Genomic DNA, 10,393 nt, shown 5'->3' with positions numbered 1-10,393 from the left:
ATTGCCGCAACACCGCAATACGTGTGCTCTCGCCATGAGCGCAAGAAGGTCGAAATGTTGTTCGCTCACCTCAAACGAATCCTGAGACTGGATCGGTTACGACTACGAGGAATGACCGGCGCGAACGACGAATTTACCTTGGCGGCTGCGGTACAGGATCTAAGAAGACTGGCGAAACTGACCTCTCAAGGGCCACCGACTACGGGATAGGTACGCCTGGGATCAGCAAAAACCTTCAAATCAACCTACTAACCAAGCTGCAACGACCAACGCAGAACCGGAAAGCCACGCAACGTGGTGAAGGTTCTGAAGAGATGATCAACTTCGAAATCTTCCAGTTTGAAAAATCCGACTTTTTCAACAGAATCGGCCAGAAGCGGACACTGGGTATGGATTACAGATCTGGTACAGACACTACTCAAGGGGCTATGCAGACCTGTTCGAACCTCGCGGCAAAGGTTGGCGATAGCTGTCATGCCGGTCCACTTCCGTCCAAAAGCTTTGGAATGCGCTGTTAACGAGGTTCGCCGCTGCCTGTTACCACATCAGCACATTCAAATTGCATCGGATTTCACCCCTTGCACCACGGGAAACCCGCGCAACTTGGCCGACCACGTCACCATCAGCGTGGCCGCCAACAGCACCAGTAGTGCAGGAGGGAATGCTTCTACGCCGAGTCGGTCGAGTAGCAGACCTCCCACAATGCCCCCGCCAGCAATTGCGATGTTCCAGGCAGTCACGAGCATGGATTGTGCGACATCTGACGCGTCGCCAGCAGTTCGGACCAATGCCGTTTGAAACAACGTTGCGGCACCGCCAAAGGCTAATCCCCACGCGCCAATCGCTACGAAAACGGCAACGGGTTCGGTGGCTGCGATACCCAGCACCATTGCTGAAATGCCAAACAATGCGGTACTCGCCAGGGTCAGCGCACGCAGGTACTGGTCGATTAACAGCCCAACAATCCAGATTCCCAGCAGCGATGTGATTCCGAAGACCAGCAGTACTACATCCGTCTGCGCCCCCAGGCCGGCCACTTGCAGAAACGGGGCGATGTAGGTGTAGAGAATGTTGTGTGCAAGGACGAACGCCAGTACTACGAAGAGCACGGAGCGAATGCCCCACAGTGTGAATACATAGCGCAGCGACAGACGTTTTTGTTCAGCCTTTCCGGCGAAGTCCGGCACGTTGAAGCGCACCCATGCCATCAGCAGCACGGCCAGCAGGCTCATGATGCCGAAGCACATGCGCCATCCCAGGACGTTGCCCAGAAAGGTTCCGGCCGGGATGCCCAACGAGAGCGCCAGGGGTGTGCCCACCATCGCGATCGCGATGGCGCGGCCTTTGCGGTGTTCGGGCACCAGGCGCGCGGCATAGCCGGCCAATAACGCCCACAATAGCCCCGCCGCAACGCCGGCCAGAAAGCGCGCCGCGATCGTCAACGTGAAGCTGGTCGAAAACGTCGTGACCGTGTTGGCAATGGCAAAGCCGGCGATGGCAGCGAGTAGCAAGGGACGGCGACGAAATCCTTGTGTGGCCGCCGTTAACGGCATGGCGGCCATTAGCGATCCAATGGCATAGGCGGTGACGGTTTGCCCGACCCACGCCTCGGAGACGGCCAGCCCCTGTGCCATCTGCGGCAGCAGACCAGCCGGCAGTGCTTCGGTAAGGATGGTGATGAAGGCGGCCATTGCCAGCGCCAACAAGGGTGCATAAGGCATGCGATCCTGCACTTCCGAGTTCATTGGCCTAGCTCCGCGACGCCGTATACCGCGTCCCGCAGGTCGGTTACGAACCGTCCCGACATGCCCTCGTACAACGTGTTGGTGAAGGCGACGACACTCAGCTTCTGCTGTCGATCCACACACCACGAATGGCCATAGGCGCCACCCCAACGCCAGGTGCCTGGCGACTCGGGGGTGACCGCCAAGGCCGGATCGCGCAGTATCGAGAACCCCAGACCAAAGCCGAACCCCGGCGCAGCGGGCAATTCCCGGCCGCCGGTTTGATCGAGTGCCATCTCCTCGACGAGTGCCGTGGACAGCAGCTCACCGCCGCCGCGACGCAATGTTTCAAGGAGGCGCAGGAAGTCCTCGGCTGTTCCGGCCATGCCGGCACCACCCGACGCAAACGCCTGCGGGTTGAAGATGCGGGCGGGGCTGAACGGGATGCCAATCGCCCCCTCGAACGGAGAAACGATTTCGCCTTCGGCCAGCGCATGAGGCTCGGGAGTTGCACTGACGTAGGCGGTAGGCACGCGCGATGGGTCCAGCGCGGCAAAGCCGGTATCGGTCATGCGCAGCGGATCAGTCACGAGCTGGCGCACCGCATCAGCCAGTTGCTCGCCCTGCACCCGCTGAATCACCGCCCCTAGTACATCGGTTGCCACCGAATAGCCCCAGGCCGTGCCGGGCTCGTACAGCAGCGGCACGCTGGCGATGCGGCTCAGGTTCTCGGTGAGGCTGACGGTGGACGCATCCATACCATCCGAGACACCGGCCTGTGCATAGGGGCCATGCGCATCGGCTTCGAAAAAGCGATAGCCAAGCCCCGCCGTGTGACTAAGCAAATGCCGCACCGTGATGCGGGCAGCACGTCCATCAGCCAACTTTGGCCGAAACTCGGGCAACCACCGCTCAACGCTGTCATCCAGACCGAGACGGCCTTGCGCTACCAACACCAGGGCCGCCGTCGAGACAATAGGTTTGCTGACCGATGCCAAGCGAAACACCGCCTCTACGCTCATCGGCAACCGCTTCTCGCGGTCGGCCCAGCCGGCCGCCTGGCGATGGACCAACTCGCCATCGCGGGCCACCAATACTACCGCGCCAACCAGTCGCTGCTGCTCCAGTGCTTGCTGGACCGTTGCTTCAATGCGCGCGGACAATTGACGTGAAAGCGTGCCCGTGGATAAAGCGATTTCGGGGAGGGTCATGCGCAGTTCCTTCTGAGAGTGGAGAGCCCCGCCACGATAGAAAGTCTAGGATTAAAGAAAAACTGGGGTAGAGTTCCATTTTATGCGGAGCAGAACATCCGCAATGGAGGGCAGCATGGACAGCTTGAATGGCTTTGTGGTGTTTGTGCAGGTCGCTGAAAATCGCAGTTTCGTTGCGGCCGGCCGAATGCTGGGGGTGTCGGCGTCGGCCATCGGCAAGAGCGTGGCGCGGCTGGAAGAGAAGCTCGGTGTTCGCCTGTTTCACCGCAGCACGCGCAGCGTCACGCCGACTGCCGAAGGCATGCTGTTTCTGGAGCGCAGCCGTCGGATTCTGGCAGAAATCGAGGCGGCTCAACTGGAACTGTCGCAAGCCAGCGTCGCTCCACGTGGACGCTTGAGAGTCAGCCTGCCCTTGGTCAGTTCGCTGGTACATCCGGTGCTCGGCGACTTTATGCGTGAGTACCCGGCCATTGAATTGGACCTAGACTTCAGCGACCGCCTGGTCGATGTGATCGAGGAAGGTTTCGACGTCGTGGTCAGAACCGGCGCGCCTACGGATTCGCGTTTATCGGCGCGTAAGCTCGGTTCATTCCGTTCGTTGCTGGTCGCCTCGCCGGACTACCTGGCAGCGCGTGGTACGCCAAAAGTACCAACCGATCTGCTGCTGCACAGCTGCTTGCACTACCGTTTCCCCAATAGCGGCAAGCTGGAAACCTGGGCCTTGCGTCGTACTGCTGAGGAGCCCGAGTTATCCTTGCCCATTTCGATGATCTGCAACACCATCGAAACCCGTTTATGCTTTGCCTTGCGGGGACTAGGCATCGCCTATCTGCCGGAGTTCTCCGTGAGGCAGGCGCTCACCGAGGGGCAGCTGTGGACCGTTTTGCCAGAGCACACCGAGCGCAATGGCGAGTTTCATTTACTCTGGCCTTCCAGTAAACACCCTTCTCCCAAGGTGCGGGTATTCGTCGACTTCCTCTGCGCCCGGGTTTTTCCGGGGAGAAAGGGGACGGATTTATTTTCACTACTCTAAACGTCCGCTATTGGCCCAGAGTGTGTAAAAACGCTTCGCCAAAATTGAAGTGCGCGCGTCTACGTTAAATCTGAAATTTATCGGCACGTCAGCAGATGTGGATTTCGCGTAGAAGCGCGATTTCCAGTCCGGTTTTGAGTACCTGTCGCGCTGAAAAACGTTTTCACACAGCATCGGCCGATTGCGGCCGTTTGCGAAGGGACGTCTTCAACCCAAAACCGACTGTCGTTACAAGGCGGAACCTGTCTGAGAGGCAAGATGGTTTGAGCTCTGCATTCCTTGCAGGAATGCAGTACATAAAATTAATGAATTTTTATTATTTCTGAGGTTGGCGTAGCTTGATTTGAGGACATGGAGAACCGCCTTGAAATCATCCCATCTCAACTCAGCTGAAAAATTTGATATCTCACGGGCCAATGAGTACGGTCGACAGAGCCGCATTGCACTAGCAGGATACGACGCCTGCCAAGACTTGGCGGCATGCATGCTGGCGGCGATCCTTGGCAATATGGGCTCGGCAAAAATACTTGTGGTGGGCGCTGGCGGTACGGCGCAGGAGATCATTGCTATGGCCAAGCTTGAGCCGGATTGGCGCTTCACTGCCGTTGATCCGTCCGGGCCTATGCTGGAGGCAGCGAAGCAGCAGTTAGACGCAAACAACTTGCTCGGAAGAACAGCCATGCATCTTGGGCAAGTTGAAGACCTGGCGGCAGACGAGTCATACGACGCAGCCACCTTGATCGGTGTACTCCATCATCTCGATGGGGACGATGCCAAGCGAAACATATTACGATCCATTCAGGCTCATCTTAAGCCGGGGGCGCCGCTGATTGTCGCGGGGAATCAATATGCGTATGCCAGCCAGCCGTTACTCCTCGCTGCCTGGGGGCACCGGTGGCGGCAGCATGGAGCCAGCCCGGAGGAAGTGAAGGTCAAGCTTGGGAAAATCCTTCAAGGCGCCGACCCTCCACATTCCGAGGCAGCGGTTCAAAAGCTGCTGGATGATGCAGGATTCGGGAACGCAACCCGCTTCTTCAGCAGCCTTTTCTGGGGCGCCTGGTTGACGTGCAAAACGGCCTGAACATGGACGCGTAAGGCCGCTTTTGGCCGATTCTGTTGAAAAAGTAGATCTCCCGCTTGGCCTGCGGCAAAATCAGGTCATCGGCCAGCGGGAGGATTCGCAGCATGATGGGACAATTGTCGAGCGGACAAGAGAGACTGTTTTACTCGTTCAACATTGAAGATCACATCCCAGCCAATCACCTCCTGCGCAGCATTGATCGATGCCTCGATCTAAGCGATCTGCGCCATTATCTCGCCGATTTTTATAGCCCAATCGGGCGCCCATCGATTGATCCCGAACTGATGATTCGCCTTTTGGTGGTGGGCTACTGCTACGGCATTCGCTCCGAACGCCGGTTGTGCGAAGAGGCTAATTTGAACCTGGCATATCGCTGGTTCTGCCGTTTGAGTCTTGAAGACGAAGTCCCCAATCACTCTACGTTTTCCAAGAATCGGCACGGTCGTTTTCGCGACAGCTCACTGTTTCGCTGGCTGTTCAACGAGGTGTTGCGTCGGTGCATGGACGCAGGTCTGGTGAAGGGCGAAGGTTTTGCTGTGGACGCCAGCGTTATCAAGGCTGATGCAAGTCGGCAACGCGGCGTATCTGGCGATGATGAAATCAACTGGCGCGATCCGTCGCTCAGTACTCGCGCCGTGCGTGAGTACCTTGAAGCGCTGGATGAAGAAGCTTTGGCCGAAGCACTGCCCAAGCGTCTGTCGCTGACCGATCCACTTGCACGTTGGACCGCTGCGCCAGGAGGTCCAGCGTTCTTCGCTTACTCGACGAACTATCTGATTGATGTCGAACATGGCGTGATCATGGACGTGGAGCCGACTCCAGCTCACCGAACCGCCGAGGTCGAGAGCACCAAGACCATGATCGAGCGGGTCGAAGAACAGTTCGACATCAAGCCGGATCGGCTCATCGGCGATACCGCTTACGGAACCGCACCGATGCTGGCCTGGATGGTGAACGAAAAAGACATCGAGCCACATGTGCCGGTTTGGGACAAAACCGAGCGCAAGAACGACAGCCTCTCGATCAGCGATTTTCAATGGAATGAAGAGGCGCAGGAATATCGTTGCCCTACTGGACACGCGTTGCGTAGCGAGTGGCGGGCCTTCAAGAACCAGCGCTCACATGTCACGAAAGCCGACACCATCATTTTTCGATCCCGGCAAACCGACTGCGCTACTTGCTCAATGAAAGAGCAATGCTGCCCAAATACCTCGTTCCGAAAAATCGCCCGTAGCATCCATGAGAGAGCGCGCGAAGTTGCGCGGCGCATCGCCAAGACACCTCAATACGTGTGCTCTCGCCATGAGCGTAAGAAGGTCGAAATGTTGTTCGCTCATCTCAAGCGAATCCTGAAACTGGATCGGTTGCGACTACGAGGAATGACCGGTGCGAACGACGAATTCACCTTGGCGGCTGCGGTACAGAATCTAAGACGACTGGCGAAACTGACCTCACAAGGCCCACCGGCCACGGGATAGGTACGCCCGGAATCAGCAAAAACCCTCAAATCAACCCGCCGACCAAGCTGCAACGATCAACGCAGAACCAAAAAACCACGCAACGTGGTGACCAGGTTCTGAAGTGAGGACCAACGTCGACCTCTGCCAGCCTGAAATTCCGACTTTTTCAACAGAATCGGCCGATTACTGCTCTTCCTAAAGGGCTGCAACCGACCCAAAGCGAACATTGTTCAGGTACAACACGCTCATCAACAGCCAAAGAGCTATCGATACCGATACGTTTACTGGGAACGGGGTTCGCTGTTTACTGCCGTTTAGGGATTGCCTGAACCAATAGCCGGACGACCGATACACGACGCATCCCATAACGTCATGATTTGCGTCACCGCGTCATCTATCTGTTTGAGGGGCACGCCGTCTCGGGCAAGTACCGAAATCCCCAACAGAAAGCTGTCAAACACCGTAGCCAATGCCTCTGGTACGACCGTGGTTGGCAGCTCCCCGGATGCGATAGCGCGTTCGACACACGCTACCATCCCTGCACGGTTCAAGGATCTTGCATCAGCCAGCGGCTGGGAGATGGCTTTGCTTTCATCCGTGCAGGCACTCAGCAGACCCAGCGCCACCAGGCATCCTGTCGGGTGGTCGGGCTCACACTGCATTTTCGCGGAGCGCCGCAGCGTGAGTTCGATCGACGCCCTCGGGGAGAGTGTGGTGTCAAACAGGCTATCGGTCACCCGGCCGTGGGTGTTCAGATAACGTTCCATCACTTCATTGAACAGCGCCTGCTTTGAGCCAAATGCCGCGTAGAAGCTGGGTGCAGTGATGCCGCCGCCGATATTTGCCTTGAGCTGGCTGAGTGATGTTGCGTCATATCCGTGCTCCCAGAACAAATGCATCGCCTGATTAATCGCCACGCCACGGTCAAAGGTGCGTGGACGTCCCATCTGTGCCATGTGACCTCCTCTCGATCAATTAAATACTAATCGATATATAAGTCATTGACTAGATCGCGGCACCTCTCCATATTATACCGATCGGTATATATATGAGGTGACAAATGACTACAGATGAGCGACAGAGCGGAAAGCTTCCGCTTGGGGCATTACTTGCACTGGCCATGACGGGTTTCATTTGCATTGTCACCGAGACCCTGCCAGCGGGCTTGCTGCCCGAAATTGGCAGTGGTTTGGGTATCTCTGCGTCTCTGGCCGGACAGATGGTGACTGTCTACGCGTTAGGGTCGTTGCTGGCGGCGATCCCGCTGACTATTGCCACGCAAAGCTGGCGCCGCAGGACGGTACTGCTGCTGACGATTGTCGGCTTCCTGGTATTTAACACCCTCACAGCGCTGTCTTCCGATTACTGGCTGACGCTGATTGCACGGTTTTTCGCCGGGGTTTCAGCGGGGCTGGCCTGGAGCCTTATCGCGGGCTATGCACGGCGCATGGTCGCCCCTCATTTGCAGGGGCGCGCATTGGCGGTGGCGATGGTGGGTACGCCCATCGCGTTGTCGTTGGGTGTGCCGATGGGAACCTGGCTGGGTGGATTCATGGGCTGGCGCATGGCCTTTGGATTGATGTCCGGCATGACACTGGTATTGATCGTTTGGGTGCTGATAAAAGTGCCGGATTACCCAGGCCAGTCATCCTCACAGCGCATGCCGTTACGTCAGGTGTTTTTCACCCCAGGCGTCCGCTCGGTATTGGCTGTCGTCTTCACCTGGATGCTGGCCCACAACATTCTTTACACCTATGTCGCGCCCTTCGTTTCCAAGGCTGGGCTGGACAGTGACGTCGATTTGGTATTGCTCACATTTGGTGTAGCGGCGCTGGCCAGCATCTGGCTCACGGGTCGACTGGTTGACCGGCACCTGCGAACAACAGTGCTGGCCAGCCTTGCAACATTCGCAGCGGTTTCGATTTTCCTCGGAGTGTTCTCAGGCTCCGCCGCGGCCATTTACGTGGGTGTCTTCATTTGGGGGCTGACCTTTGGTGGCGCGGCGACCCTGCTGCAAACAGCACTCGCCGACGCCGCAGGTAAGGGCTCTGACGTTGCGCTTTCCATGAACGTAGTGGTCTGGAACAGCGCTATTGCCGGTGGTGGATTGCTGGGTGGCGTGTTACTCGGCCAATGGGGAACGAGTGCATTTCCGGGCGTGTTGCTGGTGTTGCTATTGATCAGCCTGGCCATTGCATTTCGGGCACGGGCGCATGGTTTTCCGCAAGGCCAACGGCACACCACCCAAGCGATCCACGGTCATTGATCGAGGGGTAGCACGCCTTCGCATGGTCGTAATTTTCAGTCAACTCGATGGAGAAATAAAATGATAAAGCGCCTTAGATTGGCCCTTGCCGCAGTCGCAATCACCCTGACTTTGCCAGGCTTGGCTCAAGCGGCAGAGTTTCCTGTTCCAGCGGGATTCAAGAGTGAATTCAAAACCATAGACGGCGTCAGGCTCCACTATGTGAAGGGCGGTTCCGGGCCTTTGGTTTATCTGGTCCACGGATTTGGTCAAGCCTGGTATGAGTGGCACAGCTTGATGCCCGAACTCGCGAAGACTCACACCGTAGTTGCGGTGGATTTACCGGGCCTGGGCGAGTCGGAACCGCCCAAGACCAGTTACACCGGCACTGACGTCTCGAAGTATCTGTTCGCCCTCGCGACACAGCTAAGCGGAAATCAGCCGTTTGACTTGGTTGCGCACGACATCGGTATCTGGAACACCTATCCAATGGCAGTAACGCACCAAAGCCGGATAGGGAAACTGGTGTACATGGAGGCACCGATTCCCGACAAGCGCATGTACGATTTTCCGGCATTCTCACCACAGGGTGAGTCACTGGTCTGGCATTTCAGCTTCTTTGCCGCTGGCAACCAATTGGCCGAAAAGTTGATCACAGGGCATGAAAAGTTGTTCCTCTCGCACTTCATCAAAGAACACGCGACTAACAAGGATGCCTTTACGCCTGAGCTGCTCGATCTTTACGTCAAGTCATACGCCAAGCCTCATACGCTGAACGCGTCGTTCGAATACTACCGAGCGCTTAACCAATCGATCACTGAAAACATCGAGCTGTCGAAGACTCCCCTGAACATGCCCGTGCTGGCAATCGGCGGTGGAGGGCACGGCGGAATGGGGCAATTTCAAGTGGATCAGATGAAACAGTACGCGACCAATGTACAAGGCCAAGTCTTGCCCAATTGTGGGCACTGGTTGCCGGAGGAGTGCTCCGCTGAATTGAATCCTCTGGTGGTCAACTTCTTGAATAACTGACGGATGCTCTTGATGCGTAAGGTGGCTGCTATTTCAGGCGCGGCAGCCACCGGTGTGAACCGTGGTCGTGGCTTGGCAAATGTCCGCTTTTGGCCGAAAGCGACGGGGTGACTGCCCCGTCGCCGTTGCCCGCTCACACTTCAGTCTGCTCGGCCATCTCAAGCGCGTCGTCCACTTCGATGCCAAGGCATCTGACAGTGCTTTCCAGCTTGGTGTGACCGAGAGGTATCTGTACTGCTCTGATGTTTTTTGTTCTCCGATAGATCAATCAATGAAGCCTTGGTCCGACGCATCGTATGAGTGCCATATGGCACTGGGTCGAGCCTGATCCTGATGTCCCAGATGTCACGCAAGCGGAGCGGTGATTTTTGACCGACCAGTTGGCCTTTGTTCCAAGGCTGATATGCGGAAGTGGTTTTTGCGTTCATGTCATTACCTCCGTTGGTGGAGGTCTGGCATGCCCCTCGTGCAAGAAGGGCAGCAGTCGTCCGATTCTGTTGAAAAAGTAGATCTCCTGCTTGGTCTGCGGCAAAATCAGGTCATCGGCCAGCGGGAGGATTCGTAGCATGATGGGGCAATTGTCGAGCGGGCAAGAGAGACTGTTTTA

Annotated in this window: 10 protein-coding genes and 1 pseudogene; 6 read left to right on the top strand and 5 right to left on the bottom strand. The window is 56.9% G+C overall.

Annotated elements, in window-relative coordinates; all coding sequences use genetic code 11:
• Positions 1-210 (top strand): transposase (locus tag ACP7E4_RS29935; protein WP_426119828.1); only part of this gene is annotated, 210 nt, incomplete at its 5' end.
• A gap of 38 nt (positions 211-248) precedes the next feature.
• On the opposite strand, the gene ACP7E4_RS29930 is transcribed toward ACP7E4_RS29935, so the two are convergent.
• From ACP7E4_RS29930 to ACP7E4_RS29920, 3 genes are all read right to left on the bottom strand, one after another.
• Positions 249-476 carry a hypothetical protein gene (locus tag ACP7E4_RS29930; protein WP_426119826.1) on the bottom strand — a complete coding sequence of 76 codons (228 nt, stop codon included), beginning with the start codon at positions 474-476 and terminating at the stop codon, positions 249-251.
• Between the two features lie 78 nt (positions 477-554).
• Positions 555-1,745, bottom strand: coding sequence for an MFS transporter (locus ACP7E4_RS29925; protein ID WP_426119825.1), 1,191 nt, complete (start codon positions 1,743-1,745; stop codon positions 555-557).
• Positions 1,742-2,935 (bottom strand): serine hydrolase domain-containing protein, encoded by a 1,194-nt coding sequence (locus tag ACP7E4_RS29920; protein WP_426119824.1) that lies wholly within the window; start codon positions 2,933-2,935, stop codon positions 1,742-1,744. The genes ACP7E4_RS29925 and ACP7E4_RS29920 overlap by 4 nt, the downstream gene beginning before the upstream one ends.
• A 115-nt stretch (positions 2,936-3,050) precedes the next feature.
• On the opposite strand from ACP7E4_RS29920, the gene ACP7E4_RS29915 reads away from it, so the two are divergent.
• The 3 genes from ACP7E4_RS29915 to ACP7E4_RS29905 all read left to right on the top strand — a co-directional run bounded on the left by ACP7E4_RS29915 (position 3,051) and on the right by ACP7E4_RS29905 (position 6,527).
• Positions 3,051-3,968: a LysR family transcriptional regulator gene (locus tag ACP7E4_RS29915; protein ID WP_426119822.1), complete on the top strand. Its 918-nt coding sequence runs from the start codon at positions 3,051-3,053 to the stop codon at positions 3,966-3,968.
• Between the two features lie 364 nt (positions 3,969-4,332).
• On the top strand, positions 4,333-5,049 hold the full coding sequence (locus tag ACP7E4_RS29910; protein ID WP_426119820.1) for a class I SAM-dependent methyltransferase: 717 nt from the start codon (positions 4,333-4,335) through the stop codon (positions 5,047-5,049).
• Positions 5,050-5,153: 104 nt separating this feature from the next.
• Positions 5,154-6,527 (top strand): transposase, encoded by a 1,374-nt coding sequence (locus ACP7E4_RS29905; protein WP_426119819.1) that lies wholly within the window; start codon positions 5,154-5,156, stop codon positions 6,525-6,527.
• A 296-nt stretch (positions 6,528-6,823) separates the two neighbouring features.
• Here the strand turns inward: ACP7E4_RS29905 and ACP7E4_RS29900 are convergent, their stop codons facing one another.
• Positions 6,824-7,465 carry a TetR/AcrR family transcriptional regulator gene (locus ACP7E4_RS29900; RefSeq protein WP_426119817.1) on the bottom strand — a complete coding sequence of 214 codons (642 nt, stop codon included), beginning with the start codon at positions 7,463-7,465 and terminating at the stop codon, positions 6,824-6,826.
• Between the two features lie 104 nt (positions 7,466-7,569).
• On the opposite strand from ACP7E4_RS29900, the gene ACP7E4_RS29895 reads away from it, so the two are divergent.
• Both ACP7E4_RS29895 and ACP7E4_RS29890 read left to right on the top strand, forming a co-directional pair.
• Positions 7,570-8,775 (top strand): MFS transporter, encoded by a 1,206-nt coding sequence (locus ACP7E4_RS29895; protein ID WP_426119816.1) that lies wholly within the window; start codon positions 7,570-7,572, stop codon positions 8,773-8,775.
• Between the two features lie 60 nt (positions 8,776-8,835).
• The gene (locus ACP7E4_RS29890; protein WP_426119815.1) at positions 8,836-9,786 is read left to right on the top strand and encodes an alpha/beta fold hydrolase; all 951 of its coding nucleotides are present in this window, start codon (positions 8,836-8,838) and stop codon (positions 9,784-9,786) included.
• A gap of 133 nt (positions 9,787-9,919) precedes the next feature.
• On the opposite strand, the pseudogene ACP7E4_RS29885 reads toward ACP7E4_RS29890, so the two are convergent.
• Positions 9,920-10,214: pseudogene (locus ACP7E4_RS29885) on the bottom strand (tyrosine-type recombinase/integrase).
• Positions 10,215-10,393 lie beyond the last annotated feature (179 nt).

The sequence above is a fragment of the Pseudomonas sp. DSP3-2-3 genome, from assembly GCF_049898225.1.
GTDB lineage: Bacteria > Pseudomonadota > Gammaproteobacteria > Pseudomonadales > Pseudomonadaceae > Aquipseudomonas.
The sequence above is the reverse complement of the archived record's forward strand: the minus strand, read 5'-3'. Positions and strand labels throughout refer to the sequence as shown.

Bases quoted from the DNA above. Each gene is read 5' to 3' on its own strand.
- ACP7E4_RS29890 (WP_426119815.1), top strand. From the start codon at position 8,836: ATGATAAAGCGCCTTAGATTGGCCCTTGCCGCAGTCGCAATCACCCTG.
- ACP7E4_RS29900 (WP_426119817.1), bottom strand. From the start codon at position 7,465: ATGGCACAGATGGGACGTCCACGCACCTTTGACCGTGGCGTGGCGATT.
- ACP7E4_RS29895 (WP_426119816.1), top strand. From the start codon at position 7,570: ATGACTACAGATGAGCGACAGAGCGGAAAGCTTCCGCTTGGGGCATTA.
- ACP7E4_RS29920 (WP_426119824.1), bottom strand. From the start codon at position 2,935: ATGACCCTCCCCGAAATCGCTTTATCCACGGGCACGCTTTCACGTCAA.
- ACP7E4_RS29905 (WP_426119819.1), top strand. From the start codon at position 5,154: ATGATGGGACAATTGTCGAGCGGACAAGAGAGACTGTTTTACTCGTTC.
- ACP7E4_RS29925 (WP_426119825.1), bottom strand. From the start codon at position 1,745: ATGAACTCGGAAGTGCAGGATCGCATGCCTTATGCACCCTTGTTGGCG.
- ACP7E4_RS29930 (WP_426119826.1), bottom strand. From the start codon at position 476: ATGACAGCTATCGCCAACCTTTGCCGCGAGGTTCGAACAGGTCTGCAT.
- ACP7E4_RS29915 (WP_426119822.1), top strand. From the start codon at position 3,051: ATGGACAGCTTGAATGGCTTTGTGGTGTTTGTGCAGGTCGCTGAAAAT.